Genomic DNA, 20,144 nt, shown 5'->3' on the forward strand with positions numbered 1-20,144 from the left:
CATAGCGGTTTTATCCGGGAAAGGATCGGGGCGGCATGTGATGCCGCCCCGTTGTTGTTCGTTACCTATAGAAAATCCCTGCACCGGCGGGCGGTGCAGGGATAAAGGATGTAAGGATAGGGCACTGATGTCAGATATTACTGTCAGGCAAGGTCAAAACGGTCTGCGTTCATAACCTTGGTCCAGGCAGCGACAAAATCGGTTACGAATTTTTCGCCATTATCGTCCTGTGCGTAAAGTTCGGCATAGGAACGCAATATGGAATTGGAACCAAAGACCAGATCGACCCGGCTTGCTGTCCATTTTACGGCACCGGTTTTACGGTCGCGGATTTCATAGACATCTTTGCCTGCCGGTTTCCACGTGTTTGCCATGTCGGTCAGGTTTACGAAGAAATCGGTGCTAAGCGTACCTTCACGGTCGGTGAGAACGCCATGTTTGGTACCGCCGTGGTTGGTGCCCAAAACACGCATCCCGCCAACCAGAACCACCATTTCAGGGGCCGTCAGGCCCATCAACTGGGTCCGATCAAGCAGCATTTCTTCGGCACTGACGGCATAATCGGCTTTTAGCCAGTTACGATAGCCGTCATGTACCGGTTCGAGGGCATCAAACGAATCGGCATCGGTCATTTCATCGCTGGCATCGCCGCGACCCGGGCTGAAAGGTACATCAACATTGAAACCGGCGGCTTTCACGGCCTGTTCGATGCCAACATTACCGGCCAGCACAATGGTATCAGCAAGGCTTGCGCCATGTTGGGCTGCAATCGGTTCAAGCACACCCAGAACTTTGGCAAGGCGTGCCGGTTCGTTACCAGCCCAGTCTTTTTGCGGAGCCAGACGAATGCGGGCACCATTGGCACCGCCGCGCATGTCCGATCCGCGATAGGTGCGTGCGCTGTCCCATGCGGTGGTGACCATTTCCGAAAGGCTCAGTCCGCTATTGGCAATCGCCGTTTTCAGGGCGGCAACGTCATAGCTGGTGCTGCCCGCCGGGATCGGATCCTGCCAGATCAGGTCTTCTTTCGGAACGTCCGGGCCAAAATAGCGGGCTTTCGGGCCCATGTCACGGTGGGTCAGTTTGAACCACGCGCGGGCAAAAACGTCGGAAAAATATTCCTGATCATTGGCAAAACGTTCGCAAATCTGGCGATAGGTCGGGTCGACCTTCATGGCCATATCGGCATCGGTCATGATCGGCATGCAACGAATGGACGGGTCTTCGACATCGACCGGCTTGTCTTCTTCCCTGATGTTGATCGGCTCCCACTGCCATGCGCCAGCCGGGCTTTTCTTGAGTTCCCATTCATAACCGAACAGAAGTTTGAAATAACCATTATCCCATTTGGTCGGGTTGGTCGTCCACGCCCCTTCAATGCCGCTGGTGATGGTGTCGCGGCCAACGCCCTTGCCGTTCGGATTGGCCCAGCCAAGGCCCTGGGCATCAACGTCGGCGGCTTCGGGTTCGGGGCCAAGGCGGCTGGCATCGCCATTACCATGGGTTTTACCAACGGTGTGGCCGCCGGCTGTCAGGGCTGCGGTTTCTTCGTCATCCATTGCCATGCGGGCAAATGTTTCGCGAACCTGTGCCGCTGTTTTCATCGGGTCCGGGCTGCCATTGACCCCTTCCGGGTTCACATAAATCAGGCCCATCTGCACCGCTGAAAGCGGATTTTCCATTGTGGTGGGGTCTTCAACGTTGCCATAACGGCCATCACTGGGGGCCAGCCATTCTTTTTCAGCGCCCCAATAGGTGTCTTTTTCCGGTGCCCAGATATCTTCGCGGCCAAAGGCAAAACCGAATGTTTTCAATCCCATCGATTCGTAGGCAATGGTCCCTGCCAGAATATAAAGGTCGGCCCAGCTGACCTTGTTGCCGTATTTTTTCTTGAGCGGCCATAACAGACGGCGTGCCTTGTCCAGGCTTACGTTGTCAGGCCATGAATTAAGCGGGGCAAAACGCTGGTTGCCGGTGCCGCCACCACCCCGCCCGTCTGCCAGGCGATAGGACCCGGCTGAATGCCATGCCATGCGGATCATCAGGCCACCATAATGTCCCCAGTCGGCCGGCCACCATTCCTGACTGTCGGTCATCAGGGCGTGCATGTCTTTTTTCAGGGCGTCAACATCAAGGCCTTTTAGCGCCTGCTGATAGCTAAAGGACGTTCCCAGCGGGTTGGTTTTGGTATCGTGCTGGTGCAAAATGTCCAGGTTCAGGGCGTTGGGCCACCAATCTGTGTTGGTTTCACCGGTAGAGGTATGTGCGCCGTGCATTACCGGGCATTTACCGGCTGTATTCTTACCGTTTCCATCCATCTTAATCTCCGATCATGGCTTCGTTGACTAATTTACCGGCAAATGGCGATTGGACCCTGTGCCGTTTAACTGCGAATTTTTTGTGACCGCACTGCATATTTCGGGATGCAATCTCTTCACTTCGGCAACTCTAGCAATGCAGTATTTTAAAGTGAATTCACAAATTTATTAACTTTCGATAGTTTTTTTCTATTACTGAAGGCGAAAGTCATAAACAGCTACGTGCCCCGATTTAAACCTGCGTCGTTGCCCATGTGTCTTTGGGTGTTTGTTGTTCCGTTAAAATCTACCATAGGGTTTGTTTTTGCGCACAAATTTATCCGTGTAACGTCGTGGTGCCACAAAACGATCATGCGGGGCTGTGCATGTCTGTTGCACATTAGGGGCAATGTGATGGGCATATCAGCAATGAACAGCATAGAAATGCCTGTATCGGGGCGTAAAACCGTTCTTGTGCAACGGGGCAGGGTAAAACGGCAGAATACTTGACTTTGTGCGGGCAAAGTGTTGAAAAGCGCTAAGACCGGTGGTTCCCGTATCGGGTAACCGCCTGCTGGAAGAGTTTAATGCAGATTTCAACCCGATCAGGTCCCCGCATCCTTGCCGTTCTGGGGCCGACCAACACCGGCAAGACCCACTTGGCCATGGAACGGATGTTGGCGCATACCACGGGTATGATTGGCTTTCCGTTGCGTTTGCTGGCGCGCGAAAATTATGACCGCGCCATTGCCAAGGTGGGCAAGGGGGCCGTCGCCCTGATTACGGGCGAAGAACGTATTCTGCCGCCACATGCCAGATATTATCTGTGTACGGTCGAGGCCATGCCGGTGAACATGCCGGTTGATTTTATGGCGATTGACGAAATCCAGATGTGCGCGGACCCGGAACGCGGCCATGTATTTACCGATCGCCTTTTGCATGCGCGCGGACGCTATGAAACCATGTTCATGGGGGCCGAAACCATTCGCCCTGTGATCCGGCAACTGGTCGAGAATGTTGAATTTGACAGACGGGCACGTTTTTCGACCCTGACCTATTCGGGGCCGAAAAAAATACAGCGCCTGCCATCGCAATCCGCCGTTGTCACATTTTCTGCCCAGGAAGTTTATGCCGTGGCCGAACTGGTGCGCCGCCAGAAGGGCGGGGCGGCGGTGGTGCTTGGCGCGCTAAGCCCGCGCACACGCAATGCCCAGGTTGAGATGTTCCAGAATGGCGATGTCGAACATCTGATTGCCACCGATGCCATTGGCATGGGCCTTAACCTGGATTTGCAGCATGTGGCCTTTGCTGCGCTGTCAAAATTTGACGGTCAGTTTCACCGCAGTTTAAGTGCGGCTGAAACCGCTCAGATCGCCGGGCGTGCCGGGCGCCACATGAATGACGGCAGTTTTGGTGTCACGGGTAATCTGTCTGGTATCGACCCTGATATTATCGAGCAGATTGAAGAACACGAGTTTGAGCCGCTGGCGAAGGTTTACTGGCGGTCATCCCGGCCTGATTTCCGGTCGATTGACGGCTTGCAAAAATCGTTGCGCCGCCTGCCTGATAATCCAACATTGATCCGGGTTCGTGAACCTGTTGACGAAATCATGCTGGATTATCTCGCGCATATAGAAGATATAGCCCGTATCACACGGTCCCCGGACCGGGTGCGGCTATTATGGGAAGTCTGTCAGATTCCAGACTTCCGGAATATCCATACTGACGCCCATCCGCGTCTGCTTTCGGCCATCTATCAGTTCCTTTGTCAGCCAAAAAGCAAGCTGCCAATTGACTGGATGGGCGAACAGGTCTTGCGTATGGATCGTTATGATGGTGATATCGATCAGCTGTCATCGCGTTTGGCGGGTATTCGGGTCTGGACATATGTTTCGCACAAGCATAACTGGCTTGATGATGCGATACATTGGCAGGAACGAACGCGCGCCATTGAGGATAAGCTGTCAGATGTGCTACATGAACGGTTGACCCAAAGGTTTGTGGATCGCCGGACCTCGGTTTTATTGAAAAGTCTCAAGGACAAGTCTGAACTCATGTCTACCATCACTGCGAATGGTGAAGTCCAGGTCGAAGGTGAATTCGTCGGCCGACTGGAAGGATTCCGTTTCATTGCCGATGAAACCGACGCCGCCTTTGAAGGCAAGGCAATCGCCAGTGCCGCCCGTCGTGCGCTGAGTGGCGAAATTGCCCAGCGTGTCAAAACACTGGAAACGGACGAGGATAACCAGTTCGCCGTGAATGGCAAACTAGAGATCCTTTGGCACGACTCCGTTGTTGGCACCCTTAAAAAGGGCGACACGGTGCTGAGCCCCGAAATCAGCGTCATCGACAGCGAATTTTTTGACGGCCCGACCCGGGAACGGGTACGGGTACGGCTTCAGACATGGCTGAACAGCCATATTGAAACCCGTCTTAAAATGTTAACCCGCTTGCGTGACTGTCAGATGACAGGGGCGATTCGCGGGTTGCTGTTCCAGCTTAACGAAGGTCTGGGCTGTGTTCCGCGCTCCGAACTTGAAAGTCTGATCAAGGATCTGACCGACGAGGATCGCAAGGCGCTGGCAAAGCTGGGCGTGCGTCTGGGTGTGGAAACGGTGCATGTGCTTGACGCGCTCAAGCCGGACCCGGTCGAGTTGCGCGGCATCTTGTGGGCCGTTTCCCGCGATCTGGAAGAACTGCCCGAACTGCCGCCGGCAGGCCGGACATCGGTTCTCAATGATCGCAGCAATTCCAAGGGCTTTTATCTGGCTGCCGGCTATATGCCGGTCGGTCCGCTTGCTGCCCGTGTTGATATGCTGGAACGGTTTGCAGCCCTGCTGCGCCAGAAAGCCCGCGAAAATGATGGCAAGGTCCGCCCGGATCCTGATCTTCTTTCGTTGCTGGGCTGCACGGTTGAACAGGCCGAAGGTGTGTTTGCGGCTTTGGGCTGGCGCCCGGAAATCGTCAAGGTGAAAAAAGCCGCGCCGGAACCGGTTGCTGATCCTGCCGCCTCGACCGACTCGGACGTGGTTGTGGCAGATAAAGCCGATGCCGCGGAGGGCAGTGAGGCATCTGTTGCAACAACAGATGCTGAACAAGCCGATGTTGCGCCCTCGGGCGAATCGGATGCCGTTGGTTCGGATGTTGCCGCAAATGCCGATAGCGCAGATGCAGTCGCGGCTGAAACTGCCGATGATGAATACGAAGATGTGAAATTTTTCGTACGCGTTGATCGTCGCAAGCGCCATCAGCCCGGGCAAAATAACCGCGGCCCGCGCAATCAGGCCGCAGGTTCGGGTGCTGGTGCCGAAGGGCGTGCAGATGGCCGTGGTGAAGGTCGCGGGGCAGGTAACCGCAACAACGGCCAGCGGGGTGGTCCGCGCCATGCCAAGGGCGGCCCCAAAGCCGCACCGAAGGGTGGTCATGGCCGCAACAACGCCAAGCCCCATCAGGCTGCCGCAAAAAATAACGAGATCAACGAAGATTCGCCGTTTGCGAAACTTAAGGAAATGCTCGCCGCCAAGGGTTAAGCCCTCGCAGGCAGCAATGATCAGGATTTCGGCCTGTTGTGGTTTTCGCAGCAGGCCGAAATTGTTTTTAAACAGGAAAAGGCAATGGCCGAACAGGATGGCGGCAAGGTCCGCATTGATAAGTGGCTGTGGTTTGCGCGATTTTTCAAAACGCGCTCGCTTGCCAGCAAGGCGTGTCAGGGCGGGCACATTGTTTTGAACAGCAATACAGTTTCAAAACCCAGTGTGGCGGTAGGGCCGGGGGACCGACTCCAGTTTTTCCAGGGGCCGCATATCCGCATTGTAGAAATTGTTGCAGTGGGCACCCGGCGTGGCCCCGCGCCTGAGGCACAGACCCTGTACGAGGATCAATCCCCGCCGCGTATAAAAAAGCAGGATGCAGACGCCGATATTCGCACCGCTGCAGTTGCCATTCGTGAAACGGGTAGTGGGCGTCCGACCAAGGCCGAAAGGCGCGCGCTGGACCGTTTGCGCGGCGATAACACCGAGGATTAACCACGAGGCAGCCTGATAGGCGCATGGGATGGTCATGTGTTTAAGGCAGCAGGCGGCGGGCCAGGCCCGTTCGTGTCCTTGTTATGCGTTTTTTTGCCGACCCGCTGCGTGATCGTCCTGATTGGGGGTGATTGGTGGCGGGCGAATCCTTGTGCGGGTTGCCCGATTGGCAGTGTGTTGCCCAGGCCGAAAACCCGGATTTTCTACCCATGGGTGAAACAGGTTGCCCGGGTTTGTTTGTCTGGTTTTCAGGGTGCGATTCGTCGGGGTATTCGGCAATTAAAGCGAAATCACGTTGACTTTACCCCATAAGCCCCTTATCCACTGCGGCCTTGCGTTCCAAATCGATACTGCGCTTAACAAAACCCGCCGCTATTGCCGGATTTCGGGGATAAAAGGCGGTGGTGTGATTGACAGCGCAGGTGGGAAGCCCTATACAGCGGACCTCGAATTTTATTGGATTACCTTCATTAGAACGGAGTATGTGCAGTGAAACGCACCTACCAGCCCAGCAAACTCGTACGGAAACGCCGTCATGGCTTCCGTTCCCGCAACGCGACCGTCGGTGGCCGCCGCGTGATTACCGCACGCCGCGCCAAGGGCCGCAAGCGTCTGTCGGCTTAATCTTGTGACCGTTACGGTGGAACGCCTGAAAAAGCGCGCGGAGTTTCTTCGTGTCGCCGGGACCCGCCGTAAATGGGTAACAGACGGTTTGATCCTGCAAGGCGCTCCGCGTCCCGGGATCCAGCCGGAAGACCAAAGCGCCGGAGAAGACCGGTTCGCCAGAATCGGTTTTACCGTCACCAAAAAGGTGGGCAAGGCCGTCGTACGCAATCGCGTTCGGCGGCGTTTGCGTGCTGTTGCCGACCAGTTGGCAGCAGAACTGGCTTTGCCTGGATGGGATTATGTCGTTATAGGACGGCATCAAACCATCGAGCGGCCCTTTGATGCGCTGGTTGACGACATGAGAACTGCCTTGCGGCGCATACCTGACGCCAAACCATCCCCTGCTGACCGATCACGCCCTGTGCGGGGCCGGAATAAAGGCAAGGGTGGCAAACGTCAGACAAAAGGAGGTTCAGTAAAATGAGCCCTCTTGCGCGCCTCATGCAACTCGCCGTTCGGGGCTATCAGCTTGTTTTATCTCCCTATGTTGGGTGGCAATGTCGTTACCAGCCAACATGCTCGGCCTTCATGATGGAGGCTTTGGCAAAACACGGGGCGTTGAAAGGTGGCTGGATCGGGTTTAAACGGATTATGCGGTGCCACCCCTGGGGTGGACATGGCTATGATCCTGTGCCTGATTGTGGTTGTGAACGAAAAGAAGCGCCGCCGGACAGAGACCCTCGGTCCTCGGCGCTTTCGTCATATAGATAGAATAACAGCCGGTCAGGCCGATGGCCGCCGGACGAAAGCGGAAAGAGGCGATGAACGAACAACGTAACCTCTGGATTGCGATTGCGGTTTCGGTCGTAATCCTGGTCGGGTTCCAATTCCTTTTCCCTCACAAACCTGATCCCCAGGTTCGCGAGGCGCAGGTTCGCGAGCAGCTGGATGTTGATTCCACTGCACCGAAGCCTTCTTCATCGACGCAGACCCCGTCTGCGCCTGGTGGTAAAACCGCAGCGCCTGTCGCCAACCGTGATGATGCCCTGGCGTCGTCGCCGCGTATTGCTATCAATACACCGCGCGTTCAGGGGTCGATTCGTCTGGTCGGTGGCCTGATTGACGATATCCAGTTGCAGGATTACCGGGAAACCGAAGACCCGAAAAGCCCGCTGATCCACGTTCTGAACCCTGCCGGGTCGGACGATGCGTATTTTGGTGAATTTGGCTGGGTTGCCGCGGATGGTGCCGGTGATATTGCCCTGCCGGGCAATGATACCCGCTGGACCGCCGATAGCGACAAGCTCACCCCGGAAAAACCGGTAACCCTTAGCTGGGATAACGGCCAGGGCCTGACTTTCACCCGCACGATTTCCATCGATGAAAACTATATGTTCTCGGTGAAGCAGTCGGTCAAAAATGACAGCGGCAAGGACGTTTCGCTTTATCCCTACGGTCTGATTTCGCGTCGTGGTCTGCCCCATACATCGGGTTATTATATCCTTCACGAAGGTCCTGTCGGTGTGATCGACGGGTCGCTGAAAGAAATCAGCTACAAGGACCTGATGGAAGACGATGGTACGGTTAGCAATAAATCGACCGGCGGCTGGGTTGGCATTACCGACAAATACTGGCTGGTTGCCCTGGCGCCTGCCAATGACGAAAGCCTGACCGCGCGTTTCAGCCATCACAGTGTCAACAATACCGACAAATTCCAGGCCGATTATCTGGGCGCGGCGCGCACCATTGCCAATGGGGCAAGTGCCAGCTCGGAAAGCCATATGTTTGCAGGGGCGAAGGAATATAACCTTCTTGATGCCTATGCTGACAAATACGACATCAAGCTGCTTGATCGTGCGATTGACTTTGGCTGGTTCTGGTTCCTGACCATTCCGTTCTTCCAGATCCTTCAGTGGATCAACCATGTGATTGGCAACTTTGGTTTGTCGATCCTGGCCTTTACGGTTCTGGTCAAGGCGGTAATGTTCCCGCTGGCGAACAAATCCTACAAATCCATGAGCGGCATGAAAAAGCTGCAGCCGCAAATGACGAAAATCCGCGAACAGTTCGCCGATGACCGTCAGCGTCAGCAGCAGGAAATCATGGGCCTGTACAAACGTGAAAAGATCAATCCGGCATCGGGTTGCTTGCCGATCGTTGTACAGATTCCGGTGTTCTTTGCGCTTTATAAAGTGCTGTTTGTGAACATCGAAATGCGTCATGCGCCGTTCTTTGGCTGGATTCAGGATTTGTCGGCACCCGATCCGACCACGTTGTTCAACCTGTTTGGTTTGATCGACTGGACGCCGCCGCACATGCTGATGATTGGGGTTTGGCCGCTGATCATGGGGATTACCATGTTCCTGCAGCAAAAGCTTAACCCGGCCCCGGCCGATCCGACCCAGGCCAAGATCATGATGTTCCTTCCGCTGATCTTTACCTTCATGCTGGCAAAATTCCCGGCAGGTCTGGTGATCTATTGGGCCTGGAACAACACGCTGTCGATTCTTCAGCAGCGCTACATAATGTACCGGATGGGGGTCTGACGACCCCCGTCTTCGGGCCGCCAAAGGGCGGATACGGAAAAAAATGACCGAAGAAAACATACCGGTGCTGTCATCAGTACCGACTTATAAAGAAAAGCAGATCGAAGCCGGGCGCATGTTGTTTACGCGCCCGGTTACATTCATGTTGGGGGTTGCGAAACTTGAGCAGCTGCCAACCGAAGACAAGGTGGAAATCTGTTTTGCCGGGCGTTCCAACGTTGGCAAATCCAGCCTGATCAATGCGCTGTGTTCGCGTAAGGATATGGCGCGGACATCGAACACGCCGGGTCGGACCCAGCAGCTTAACTTCTTTGACCTGGATGGTGCGTTTAACCTGGTAGACTTGCCTGGTTACGGTTTTGCCCAGGCACCCAAGGATGTTGTGCGCAGCTGGCAGGGGCTTATTCGCCATTATTTGCGCGGGCGTGTTACGCTGCGACGTGTTTTTGTTCTGATCGATTCGCGCCACGGCTTTAAGGGTGCGGACCTTGAAATGATGAAAATGCTCGACGAAACGGCCGTGTCTTATCAGGTTGTTTTGACCAAGGCGGACAAGCTGAAAAAAGGACAGATGGAAAAACGCATTGCCGAAGTGGTTGAAGCGTTGAAAAAACATCCTGCTGCCCTTAATCAGATTTTTGCAACTTCAAGCGAAAAAAGCACAGGCATTGCGGAATTGCGTGCCGAGGTTGCGAGCCTGTTATAATTAATAGACTGCCGCGTTGCATGAATTGGGGAGCATTATGAGCGAAGAAATCCGTCCCGAAGACGAAAGTTCCGAATCCAGTGCGTATCGGACTTTGGCCCGTGCCAAGGTTCTGTCGGAAGCTTTGCCTTACATGCGACGTTATAACGGCCAGAAAATCGTGGTTAAATATGGCGGTCATGCCATGGGTGACCCGGAACTGGCCCGTTTGTTCGCCCAGGATATGGTGCTGTTAAAGCAGGTTGGCATGAACCCGATTGTGGTGCATGGCGGCGGCCCTCAGATTGGCCAGATGCTTAAAGAACTTAACATTCAGTCTGAATTTATTGATGGTTTGCGGGTGACCGACCAGCAAACAATTGACGTTGTTGAGATGGTGCTGGCCGGCAAGATCAACAAGGAAATTGTTTCCAACATCAATTCGTCGGGCGGTGTAGGTGTTGGCCTGTGTGGCAAGGACGCGCACCTGATTACGGCGCGAAAATTGACACGCACCAAACGCGACCCCGAAAGCAATATCGAAAAGGTGCTGGATCTGGGATTTGTCGGGGAGCCCGTGGCGGTTAACCCGCATGTGCTTGATTGTTTCACCAATACCGACATCATCCCGGTGATTGCACCCATTGGTGTGGGGGAAGATGGCCAAACCTATAACATCAACGCCGATACCGCCGCTGGCGCGATTGCCAAGGCCGTTGGCGCGCGTCGCCTGTATATGCTGACTGATGTTAAAGGCATTCTTGATAAGAACAAGCAACTGGTGCGTGATGCCAATGTTGATAGCATCAATGCCATGATTGCCGATGGTACCATTTCGGGCGGGATGATTCCCAAAACCGAAACCTGCCTTGATGCCGTTCAAAACGGGGTTGAGGCTGCGGTTATTGTTGATGGCCGGGCACCTCATGCCGTTTTGCTTGAACTGTTTACCGAACGTGGTGCCGGAACAATGATTCGCGGGTAAGTCCCCGTATTTATCAATTTCCTTTTTTCTGGCAATTTCGTGCGCACGATACAAGTTGATGTATAATCACTCGTCCGTCTGAAGAGTACGGTGTGGATGAGGATTTTTCGGTTTGTGTCGTGCAGCACCGACATGCTGTTTTGGGTACTGCGGAGCATATGCAAGGTGACAACGGTGTCTCCTCTTAAATCTCGTCATTGGGATACAGTCGCAGCGACCCTTGATGCGTTGCGCGAATATGATCTGGCCCCTGTGCCGGAACTGTTTCATGTCTGGTTCGTTTTTTTCGCCGATGATAATCCTGATATCGTTCGGTCGATTGAACTCGCGCGCCAGCAGGGCACGGCAATTGACGAAAAACAACTGCTTGATCTGTATTACCGATATATCCTGCATCGGCACACCACTGACTTTTTACGCCAGGGCATGGAAAGTTTTGCCGACGTTATTGAAAATAGCGAGCAAAGCATTGCGTCTGTCAGTTCCGAATTGGGGATCTATCACAAGGTTCTTGAGGAAGCGGACGCCGTTTTACGACGGGATGGTAAACCGTCAGATCTTCTAACGGCCGTTTCCCGCCATACCCGCAAGGTGCAGAAAACCGTTAGCACACTGGCAGAACAGCTCGATAGCTATCACCAGCAGATTGCACATTTGCAAAGTGAACTGCAAAAAGCCCAGGAACAATCCCTTACCGACGGGCTGACGCGGGTCTCCAACCGGTTGCATTTTGAACAAATCCTGACGGATTTATGCCATGCTGTTGACGAAGGCGAAGATAGCGAACCTTTCTGCCTGATGATGATCGACCTTGACCAGTTCAAGCAGGTTAACGATCGTTACGGGCACCGGGTTGGCGATGAAATTCTGATGCTGATTGCCGGTATTTTGAAAACCAATATCAAGGGGCGGGACACGGTCTCGCGCTATGGCGGTGACGAATTCGCGGTGTTGTTGCCGCAAACCACGCTGGATGAAGCCCTGTTTCTGGCCGAAGACCTTGGCAATCGCGTGCGTGCGCGCGAAATTCGTGCGAAATCATCGGGCACGTCGTTTGGCAGTATGACCATTTCCATTGGCATCGCCGAATATCAAAGGTATGAAACCTCGTCTTCTATTGTCGATCGGGCCGATAGTGCGCTTTATCGGGCCAAACAGGGGGGGCGCGATCAATACAGCATCGCCCTGCCTTATGAAGGTGAGCCGGAAACCGTTGCCCCCTGAACCGCGGGCATGACCTGATTGGTTCAGGTTTGCCGCTATCGTTTTCACGCATATTCGTTCGGGTGCGGGTGACCATTGTCATAGCGGTCTAAGGTCGCCCGTCACCACACAATGCATGGCAGTGTTGCCAAAGGCGATACGGGCTGTAAAGTTTGCCCGGGATCGCCCTGCCTTACGATGTCAGTATTTTGGTATCTAAAAATTATAGTGCGATTTCAGTTGGTTGGGCGGAGATGTTTGGTTTCCGCCACCTTGTTGGTCGTAAAATTACCGGGGTGTTGCCATCCGATTGCTGTGGGTAACTATAGCGGAGCATCCGGCGTCCGGTCTTGCAATCATTTGTTCAAAAGCGTATGTAACCAGCGCCTGAGCACGCTAAACGTTGCCGGGTTTTCCGGTTTGCACCATTGGGGCCAGGTGCCCTTGCTTGCCGGAATATAATAATTTGTTTCCGTTTTACTTTTTACCGCCAGTCTTCGAAAGCCGAGCATGACAGAGCCGCGCGTCATTACATTTGGTTGCCGTTTAAACACCTATGAGTCCGAGGTGATGCGCGACCACGCCAAGGCAGCAGGTATTGATGATGCGATCATCATCAATACCTGCGCTGTCACGACCGAGGCAGAACGCCAGGCGCGGCAAAATATTCGCCGCCTGCGCCGCGAAAACCCGGATGCCAAAATTTTCGTGACCGGCTGTGCGGTTCAGGTAAACCCCGACAAATTTGCCGGGATGAAAGAAATCGACCGCATTTTTGGCAATGATACCAAAATGAAGGCCGAAACCTTCATGGATATCAGCCATGAACGCGTGATCGTGAATGACATCATGTCGGTTGAAGAAACCGCCAGCCACCTGGTGTCGGGTTTTGAAGGCCGGGCGCGGGCCTTTGTTCAGGTCCAGAATGGTTGTGACCATCGTTGTACATTTTGCATCATTCCCTATGGCCGGGGAAATTCGCGCAGTGTGCCACTGGGCGAAATTGTGACCCAGGTGCGCGAACTGGTTGCCAATGGCTATGCCGAGGTCGTTTTGACCGGGGTGGATATTACATCCTACGGGCATGACCTGCCGGGCAAGCCCACTTTGGGGCAAATGGCGCGCCGCTTGCTGGCCCAGGTGCCGGAATTGCCGCGCTTGCGTATTTCATCGGTCGACTCGGTGGAAATTGACGAAGACATTTTCCGCCTGATCGAAACCGAACCGCGCCTGATGCCGCATATGCATATTAGTCTGCAAGCGGGCGATGACATGGTGCTTAAGCGCATGAAACGCCGCCATTTGCGCCAGGATGTGATCGATTTTTGCCAAAAAGTCCGTGCCTTGCGCCCGGATGTGACCTTTGGCGCCGATATTATTGCCGGTTTTCCGACCGAAACCGATGAAATGGCCGAGAATACCCTGCGCCTGGTTGAAGAATGCGGGCTGATTTATTTGCATGTGTTTCCCTATTCATCGCGCCCCGGTACGCCAGCGGCGAAAATGCCACAGGTGGCCAAGGAAAAGCGTAAAGAACGGGCCGCAGCCCTGCGCGATGCGGGCGATGTTCAATTAAGTGCATTTTTGCAGTCCCGCGTGGGATTGATCGAAGATGTGCTGGTTGAAAAGGAAAATACCGGCCATACGGAGCATTTTGCTCCCGTTGTGCTGGATCGCGTGATAGAACCGGGCACGATCGCCAAGGCAAAAGTCATTGGCCACGAAGATGGAAAACTGATTGCGGAGCTGATGGAATGAGTGATGAGGGGAAAAAAAGCTGGTTTGCCCGACTAAAGGACGGGTTGAAACGGTCCTCCTCGAAACTGACCACCGGCATTGCCGATATTTTTACCAAGCGCCGTCTTGATGACGATGCGCTGGAAGAATTCGAAGATCTGCTGATTACATCCGATCTGGGTGTGACAACAGCTGCAAAATTAAGTGCAGAACTTGCCCGCACCCGCTTTGACAAGGAAGTGGATTCTGCCGAGATTCAGGAATTCATAGCCCAGGAAGTGGCTAAAATCCTTGAACCGGTTGCTCACCCGCTGGTGATTGATGCCAATCGTAAACCCCACGTCATTCTTGTGGTCGGGGTTAATGGGTCGGGTAAAACCACCACCATTGGCAAGCTGGCGAAATCCTATAAGGATCAGGGCCTGAAGGTGATGATGGCGGCAGGCGACACGTTTCGGGCGGCTGCGGTTGAGCAGTTAAAGGTCTGGGGCGAACGCACGGGATGCCCGGTTGTTTCGCGTGATACCGGGGCGGACGCCGCCGGACTGGCCTTTGATGCGATCGAGCAGGCCCAGCGTGACGGCATCGACGTTTTGCTGATTGATACGGCCGGACGGTTGCAAAACAAGGCCCATCTGATGGATGAACTTAAAAAAATCGTTCGGGTGATCCATAAGCGCGACGAAACTGCCCCGCACGATACCTTGCTGGTGCTTGACGCGACAACGGGGCAAAATGCCCATTCGCAGGTCGAATTGTTTTCCGCCGCGACCAATGTTTCAGGCCTGATTGTTACCAAACTTGATGGTACGGCCAAAGGTGGTGTGGTTGTGGCGCTGGCTGAAAAATTTGGCAAACCGGTGCATGCCATTGGTGTTGGCGAAAGTGCCGAGGATTTACGCCCGTTCGAGGCGCGAAACTTTGCCCGCAGCCTGGCCGGGCTTGCCGATTAAGTTTTGGCTGACTACCGCAAAAATCAAAGGCCGCACGGAGCATATCCGGCGGCCTTTTTGCTGATATCGCAAAAGTTCAGATTATGTTGGTTGGCTTCCTTACGTTTGATTTATGGAAGCCAGCCCCCGACCGAGAGGGCCTCGTTGACCGGTTGGATCAATGAGGTGTTGTGGTCCGGGGGATCAGGTGCTTGCAGTTTCGTGAAAGTCGGCCAGGGCCGTATGAATGTTTGCCAGTGCCTGTTTCAGGTCGATCAGGCTGCTTTTGACCGGGTCGGGTTTGTTATCGATTGGGCAGTCTTCAAACAGGGCCAGAAGCGCGTTGATCTGGTTGCCAAGGCCAGCGGCCATACGGACGTCAAGGTCGTTTAGAACCCACGACAAAGCCTTGTCACGTAATTGTTCCATGCTGTGCAAATCCGGGTCGGGGGATGACAGCGGCAAACCATAGGGGCGCAAGGCCAGTTCAAGCTGGCGAATGATATCGCGCAGGACCCGCGAATTATCATGACAGATGGATTTCAGCGCGCTGCTTTGCGCAATGCCGTAACTTGCTTCCATGCGGATGGCAAGGTCTTCGGCATCGGTCGCTATATCGTTTAGCGCATCGCTGTCGCTGATATCGTCAGGCACGCTGACGTCGCCGGTAAAGGTTGCCGGGGCAAAAACCGGCAACACCGCGCGTTCAAGGGTGAAATGTGCGGGTAATTTGCTGATGATTTCGCCGTCGGCCAAAATCGGGTGTGGTTCGGCGCAATCAATATGGATGTCATCACATTCCATTGTCAGTGCAAGTTCCGATTCATCAACCGACCCAAACAGCAGCGCCGCCCCGATATCCATGCCTGACAGCGTGTCAACGTCGGCGCGAATGGCAAAGACATGCAGTTTGCCATCATCCAGGCGTTTATTTTCACGCGGGCGCAGGCCCCCGCCAAAATACTGGCCGTTGGTAACCGTTAACTGGCGCAGCTTAAGATGTTGCCGGTCATGCCCGGCACAGGTTACGTCCAGATCAAGCGGGGTCATTTCATGCCAGCTTTGCCAGTTGGCAATCGCATAGCTAATTGCACCGGTCCAGCGTTTCAGGTCGGGATTGATGCGTTTGCGGGCATCGGCAGGAACGCCGATAGAGGCCGCATTGACAAAACTTTTTCCATTTACCCGGCCAATATCAAGCTGGGTCAACTGCCCGTTAATGGCGGCCTGGGCGGCCTGTATCGGGTCGTCAGGCAGTTTCAGGCTGCGGGCAAAATCGTTGGCCGTGCCAAGGGGCAGGGCAAGCAGGATCGTGCCAGACTGGCAGATTGGGTCAATCAGGGCATTTATGGTGCCATCGCCGCCACCAATGGCAACAATGTCACCAGGCCGGGTGTTGGTTTTGATTTGTTCAATCATGGCATCGGGATCGTCACAGAATACCAGTTCTGTAAGGTAGCCCGCATTTTCAAAAACGCTGCGCAGGGCTTGTGCCCCGTCGCGGCGCCACCGGTCGATGACCTTGTGACGGGTCAGCAACAAAAGAACCTTGCCGGTGAGGTCTGAGTTATTCACCTGTGGGATCTCCCTGCCTGTTCCAAAACCGCAAACTGCCATTAAAGGAAGTATGCTCCAATGTGGCTTTGCTGTGCCAAATATTACGTTGCGAGTGTCGTAAAAAAAACCGGCGCCTTTGTGGCGCCGGTTCATCGCCTGTATAAATTCTGCCCTTATGAAAGGGTCGCGCGCAACATCCAGGCTGCTTCCTCGTGTACGCCAATGCGTTCGGTCAGCATGTCGGCAGTTTTGGGGTCGTCAACACTGTCGGCTTCGGTGACACCCTCGCGCAACAGCTTGGCCATTTTTTCATGATCCTCGATCAGTTCCTTAACCATCTGGTCGGTGCTGAGAAGTTCGGTTTCGTCGGTGACAACCGAATTTTTGATCATGGTTGAAAGGCCGGTCGGCGCGGTAAAGCCGATGGCACGGATACGCTCGGCCATGTCATCATTGGCAGTATGAAGGTCTTCATACTGTTCTTCTGTCATTTTGTGCAGCGAATAGAAATTCGGTCCCACAACGTTCCAGTGAACACCGCGAACCTTACCATACAGAACATGCGACGATGCAACGATCTGGGTCAGCATTTCCGAAAGTTTGCGGCGATCCTTGCGTTCAACACCGGTTTCAATCGGTAATTCCTTGGCAACGGTCTGCATATTGCTCTGAGCCATTGGTAACTCCTGAATTTTTTATCGTAGTTCGTCCAAAGCAGATGAACGATTGCCTATAGAACGCGTGCGTGAAGGGGGAAGTTCCAAGGAAATAAACAGACCTGCCTGGGAACATCATCTTTGCCATTCCGTTATCAGGGGTAAGCAACGTCAAATAAAGGCGTCGCTTTTTAAACAAAAAATGGAGGTTGTGATGCTTGGTAAAGCAATGTTGATGGCTGGTACTATTATGGTTTCTTCGGCCGTTATGATTCCGGCGTATGCGGATTCCGCCGATACGATGAAAACGGATGATGCTGTTAAGGCAGATGCGACCGAAATGAAGAACGATGCCAAAAACGAATATGAAGATGCCAAGGAGTATTCCTACGAGCAAAAAGAAGATTTCATGGATTGGGCAAAATCCAAGTCTGATGCTCTGGGCGAAAAATATGACGAGATGAAAGATTCAGCCGCAGATAACAGCGACGACGCAATGGACGCTGTGGCCGATGCCTGGGAAGATGCCAAAGACAGCATCAGCGAAGCAATGGATGACGTACAGGATGCGTCCGCCGATACATGGGAAGATGTAAAGGCCGAGACGATTGCAGCCCTTAACAAGGCACAGAATGCACTCGACGACGAGCCTGACGCTCAGTAACGGACATCACAACCTGTTCGGGCGCGTGCTAGTCCAAGGGTGCTTTTCGGCCCGCCTCAATTAATTGAGGCGGGCCGTTCTGATTTTAGCGTCTGTTATGGCGTTCTGGCTGTCATGCTGGCTGTCATGGCCGGGGTTTTAACGTTTGTGTTAGGCAAAAACAGAACAGGTCGTTCATGAATAAAAAGTGTTCTGATGAAGAAAACGGAGCCGCCCGTCATAGCGGAACCGTCCATAACAATAATGTATCGTCGGCCCCGGCTTCCGGTTTTGCCGGTATTTGGCAAAAAATAAAGCGTCCACTACATGCCCTGGCGGCGGGGAAACGTGGATTGGCCGGTATCGGTGTTGCGTCTTTTCTGGAAACGACGATCATTCCCATTCCGGTCGAGGTGATTATCGCCCCGCTGATGGCGTTTTCGCGAAAACGGGGCATTCAAATCGCAACAGTGACATTGATCGGCAGTGTTATTGGGGCGGTCGTGCTTTATTTTCTGGCCTGGGGGGTGTTTGACGATGTTGTTACACCCTTTCTGGACTGGAGCAACGGCCACCAGCAATTCGATCAATTAAAAGAACGGTTCCAGGAGGGGGGATTCTGGGTGGTGTTTATCATAAGCATTACACCAGCCCCGATGCAGCTTGCTGCATTGGCCGCCGGTGGTGTGAATTATCCGTTCTGGCTGTTTTTTATCGCGATTTTTTTATCCCGGGCGATTCGATATTACGGACTTTTTGCAATTGTCCGTCTGTTGGGTGCCGGGTATATCCACTATTTTTCCAGCAAGAGTGCCAAACAAGGCAACAAAGAGGCAAAATAAAGCCGGGAACTGGTAAATATTAAAGCGAACATTTGTTGTAATATTGAAATAAAAACGCCCGGTCGATTTTTCCGGGCGCTTTTTTTGCCGTTATTCGGCTTCGATACGGAAATCTGTGGTGGTTTTGCCCTCAACATCAGGGGCATCAACATCCTCAGATACCAGTCCGCGGCGAATTAATTCGCGGATCGCAGCTGCCCGTGTCGGCATTCTGTGCTCGAAACGCCAGTCATCAATCACCTTCAGCTCGTCGTCATCCAACATAATTTGGAGCTTTTCGGTCCGTTTAGACGTGGGCACTTTGTGCTCCTTTGCTTATCCGTGTCCTTATAAGGTGCCACGGAAACCGTTGATATCCGGTGGTTTCAGAAATTTTGGAGTAAGTGACGTTACCGCTGTTTTCTCCGTAACTCAACCACAATACTGATTTTGATCAGAATAAGTCCTTTGATCAATATATGTAAAATAATCAATGTGAATAACGTATGTATTGTGATGTGGTTAGTTATAATGATGATGTTAATGACAATACATTGGTTGTTTATATTGTGTATTGAGAGTGTATTGATCAGGTGAAGTATACGATTTTACTTTGTCTATTCAGTATTTCTGTTAGGTTGGGTCATCAACAAAAAACGGAGGTTGTGATGTCGGGCCAGGTAATGAATGAAATTGAAGATCACGTTCCAGCATTACGTCGTCATGCGTATCGTCTGACCGGTACTCAGGATCGTGCAAATGATCTCGTTCAAGACACCCTGCTTAAAGCTATCAGCAAACAGGACAAATTCGAGGAAGGCACCAGCTTGAAAGCATGGTTGCACCGGATCCTGTTTAATACGTTTATTTCGGAAGTCCGCCGGACCAAGACCCGTGGTCATCATGTTGACTGGGACGATCTTGGCGACGTCTATGGACATGGTAGCAATCAGATGGCCCGCTTGCAGCTTCGTGACGCTGACCGCGTCCTGGACGAACTGCCCGAGCAGGAACGTCAGGCGATCCTGTTAACCACAGTCGAAGAAATGTCCTATCAGGACGCTGCCGAATTCATGAATGTTGAAATTGGCACAGTAAAATCTCGTGTTGGCCGTGCTCGCCGTAAGTTGCGCAGTATGGTTGGTCAAATTGAAGCGCGTGAACATGTATCGCGATTTGTGACGGAGGCCTGATAATGACAGCAATTCTTGCTATATATGGCAGGGAAGACATCGTAAATTATGTACATGGCAAGATCGAGACGGATGCTGACAAGCACGAGATCGAACAACTTGTGCAAAGCGACCCAATGGCAGCCAAAACGATTATCGATATTGAAAAAGGTCATGTAGAAAACACAAATATGATCGACTTTCTTCAATATCGCCGGGTACAAAAACTTAAGAGGTTAGCCAAATCTGTTGGCTTGCTTCACTAGGGTCTGGACTCAA

At 53.2% G+C, this 20,144-nt stretch carries 19 protein-coding genes; 15 read left to right on the plus strand and 4 right to left on the minus strand.

Annotated elements, in window-relative coordinates; genetic code table 11:
* Nucleotides 1–143: 143 nt before the first annotated feature.
* Nucleotides 144–2,318 (minus strand): catalase/peroxidase HPI, encoded by a 2,175-nt coding sequence (katG, locus tag THS27_RS18625; RefSeq protein ID WP_085593569.1) that lies wholly within the window; start codon nucleotides 2,316–2,318, stop codon nucleotides 144–146.
* A 566-nt stretch (nucleotides 2,319–2,884) separates the two neighbouring features.
* Here katG and THS27_RS18630 point away from each other — a divergent pair.
* From THS27_RS18630 to ftsY, 11 genes are all read left to right on the plus strand, one after another.
* Nucleotides 2,885–5,827 carry a helicase-related protein gene (locus THS27_RS18630; protein WP_085593570.1) on the plus strand — a complete coding sequence of 981 codons (2,943 nt, stop codon included), beginning with the start codon at nucleotides 2,885–2,887 and terminating at the stop codon, nucleotides 5,825–5,827.
* A 36-nt stretch (nucleotides 5,828–5,863) separates the two neighbouring features.
* Entirely contained in the window at nucleotides 5,864–6,322 is a 459-nt protein-coding gene (locus THS27_RS18635) for an RNA-binding S4 domain-containing protein (RefSeq protein ID WP_371455894.1), read from the plus strand.
* A 489-nt stretch (nucleotides 6,323–6,811) separates the two neighbouring features.
* The gene (rpmH, locus tag THS27_RS18645) at nucleotides 6,812–6,946 is read left to right on the plus strand and encodes a 50S ribosomal protein L34 (protein WP_073953396.1); all 135 of its coding nucleotides are present in this window, start codon (nucleotides 6,812–6,814) and stop codon (nucleotides 6,944–6,946) included.
* A 4-nt stretch (nucleotides 6,947–6,950) separates the two neighbouring features.
* Nucleotides 6,951–7,412, plus strand: a complete 462-nt coding sequence (gene rnpA / locus THS27_RS18650) for a ribonuclease P protein component (RefSeq protein WP_085593572.1) — start codon at nucleotides 6,951–6,953, stop codon at nucleotides 7,410–7,412.
* A 17-nt stretch (nucleotides 7,413–7,429) separates the two neighbouring features.
* Nucleotides 7,430–7,699, plus strand: a complete 270-nt coding sequence (yidD, locus tag THS27_RS18655) for a membrane protein insertion efficiency factor YidD (RefSeq protein WP_246833022.1) — start codon at nucleotides 7,430–7,432, stop codon at nucleotides 7,697–7,699.
* Nucleotides 7,700–7,749: 50 nt separating this feature from the next.
* Nucleotides 7,750–9,474 (plus strand): membrane protein insertase YidC, encoded by a 1,725-nt coding sequence (gene yidC, locus THS27_RS18660; RefSeq protein ID WP_085593574.1) that lies wholly within the window; start codon nucleotides 7,750–7,752, stop codon nucleotides 9,472–9,474.
* Nucleotides 9,475–9,517: 43 nt separating this feature from the next.
* Nucleotides 9,518–10,180 carry a ribosome biogenesis GTP-binding protein YihA/YsxC gene (gene yihA / locus THS27_RS18665; protein ID WP_085593575.1) on the plus strand — a complete coding sequence of 221 codons (663 nt, stop codon included), beginning with the start codon at nucleotides 9,518–9,520 and terminating at the stop codon, nucleotides 10,178–10,180.
* Nucleotides 10,181–10,217: 37 nt separating this feature from the next.
* Nucleotides 10,218–11,144: an acetylglutamate kinase gene (gene argB, locus THS27_RS18670; protein WP_085593576.1), complete on the plus strand. Its 927-nt coding sequence runs from the start codon at nucleotides 10,218–10,220 to the stop codon at nucleotides 11,142–11,144.
* A 174-nt stretch (nucleotides 11,145–11,318) separates the two neighbouring features.
* Nucleotides 11,319–12,368, plus strand: a complete 1,050-nt coding sequence (locus THS27_RS18675; RefSeq protein WP_246833019.1) for a diguanylate cyclase — start codon at nucleotides 11,319–11,321, stop codon at nucleotides 12,366–12,368.
* 489 nt (nucleotides 12,369–12,857) lie between these two features.
* Complete coding sequence (mtaB, locus tag THS27_RS18680; RefSeq protein ID WP_085593577.1) at nucleotides 12,858–14,105, plus strand: tRNA (N(6)-L-threonylcarbamoyladenosine(37)-C(2))-methylthiotransferase MtaB; 1,248 nt, start codon at nucleotides 12,858–12,860, stop codon at nucleotides 14,103–14,105.
* Nucleotides 14,102–15,037: a signal recognition particle-docking protein FtsY gene (ftsY, locus tag THS27_RS18685; RefSeq protein ID WP_085593578.1), complete on the plus strand. Its 936-nt coding sequence runs from the start codon at nucleotides 14,102–14,104 to the stop codon at nucleotides 15,035–15,037. Before mtaB ends, ftsY begins: the two co-directional genes overlap by 4 nt.
* A 183-nt stretch (nucleotides 15,038–15,220) precedes the next feature.
* On the opposite strand, the gene THS27_RS18690 is transcribed toward ftsY, so the two are convergent.
* Nucleotides 15,221–16,591 carry a diacylglycerol kinase family protein gene (locus tag THS27_RS18690; protein ID WP_085593579.1) on the minus strand — a complete coding sequence of 457 codons (1,371 nt, stop codon included), beginning with the start codon at nucleotides 16,589–16,591 and terminating at the stop codon, nucleotides 15,221–15,223.
* Nucleotides 16,592–16,746: 155 nt separating this feature from the next.
* Nucleotides 16,747–17,250 (minus strand): Dps family protein, encoded by a 504-nt coding sequence (locus THS27_RS18695; RefSeq protein ID WP_085593580.1) that lies wholly within the window; start codon nucleotides 17,248–17,250, stop codon nucleotides 16,747–16,749.
* A 49-nt stretch (nucleotides 17,251–17,299) separates the two neighbouring features.
* Between THS27_RS18695 and THS27_RS18700 the strand changes: the two genes are divergently transcribed.
* A complete protein-coding gene (locus THS27_RS18700) occupies nucleotides 17,300–17,893 on the plus strand; it encodes a hypothetical protein (RefSeq protein WP_246833020.1) in 594 nt (197 codons plus the stop codon).
* Between the two features lie 176 nt (nucleotides 17,894–18,069).
* Nucleotides 18,070–18,714 carry a YqaA family protein gene (locus tag THS27_RS18705; protein WP_085593581.1) on the plus strand — a complete coding sequence of 215 codons (645 nt, stop codon included), beginning with the start codon at nucleotides 18,070–18,072 and terminating at the stop codon, nucleotides 18,712–18,714.
* Between the two features lie 90 nt (nucleotides 18,715–18,804).
* Here the strand turns inward: THS27_RS18705 and THS27_RS18710 are convergent, their stop codons facing one another.
* A complete protein-coding gene (locus THS27_RS18710) occupies nucleotides 18,805–19,014 on the minus strand; it encodes a hypothetical protein (RefSeq protein ID WP_085593582.1) in 210 nt (69 codons plus the stop codon).
* Nucleotides 19,015–19,361: 347 nt separating this feature from the next.
* On the opposite strand from THS27_RS18710, the gene THS27_RS18715 reads away from it, so the two are divergent.
* Nucleotides 19,362–19,886 (plus strand): RNA polymerase sigma factor, encoded by a 525-nt coding sequence (locus THS27_RS18715; RefSeq protein WP_085593583.1) that lies wholly within the window; start codon nucleotides 19,362–19,364, stop codon nucleotides 19,884–19,886.
* A gap of 2 nt (nucleotides 19,887–19,888) precedes the next feature.
* Nucleotides 19,889–20,131 (plus strand): hypothetical protein, encoded by a 243-nt coding sequence (locus THS27_RS18720; RefSeq protein WP_085593584.1) that lies wholly within the window; start codon nucleotides 19,889–19,891, stop codon nucleotides 20,129–20,131.
* Nucleotides 20,132–20,144: the final 13 nt, after the last annotated feature.

The organism is Thalassospira sp. MCCC 1A01428 (genome assembly GCF_002115825.1).
Classification (GTDB): domain Bacteria; phylum Pseudomonadota; class Alphaproteobacteria; order Rhodospirillales; family Thalassospiraceae; genus Thalassospira.

Coding starts and splice junctions, on each gene's coding strand:
- THS27_RS18695 (WP_085593580.1), bottom strand. CDS start 17,250: ATGGCTCAGAGCAATATGCAGACCGTTGCCAAGGAATTACCGATTGAA.
- ftsY (WP_085593578.1), top strand. CDS start 14,102: ATGAGTGATGAGGGGAAAAAAAGCTGGTTTGCCCGACTAAAGGACGGG.
- argB (WP_085593576.1), top strand. CDS start 10,218: ATGAGCGAAGAAATCCGTCCCGAAGACGAAAGTTCCGAATCCAGTGCG.
- yidC (WP_085593574.1), top strand. CDS start 7,750: ATGAACGAACAACGTAACCTCTGGATTGCGATTGCGGTTTCGGTCGTA.
- katG (WP_085593569.1), bottom strand. CDS start 2,318: ATGGATGGAAACGGTAAGAATACAGCCGGTAAATGCCCGGTAATGCAC.
- yidD (WP_246833022.1), top strand. CDS start 7,430: ATGCAACTCGCCGTTCGGGGCTATCAGCTTGTTTTATCTCCCTATGTT.
- THS27_RS18715 (WP_085593583.1), top strand. CDS start 19,362: ATGTCGGGCCAGGTAATGAATGAAATTGAAGATCACGTTCCAGCATTA.
- THS27_RS18705 (WP_085593581.1), top strand. CDS start 18,070: ATGAATAAAAAGTGTTCTGATGAAGAAAACGGAGCCGCCCGTCATAGC.
- yihA (WP_085593575.1), top strand. CDS start 9,518: ATGACCGAAGAAAACATACCGGTGCTGTCATCAGTACCGACTTATAAA.
- mtaB (WP_085593577.1), top strand. CDS start 12,858: ATGACAGAGCCGCGCGTCATTACATTTGGTTGCCGTTTAAACACCTAT.
- THS27_RS18720 (WP_085593584.1), top strand. CDS start 19,889: ATGACAGCAATTCTTGCTATATATGGCAGGGAAGACATCGTAAATTAT.
- THS27_RS18630 (WP_085593570.1), top strand. CDS start 2,885: ATGCAGATTTCAACCCGATCAGGTCCCCGCATCCTTGCCGTTCTGGGG.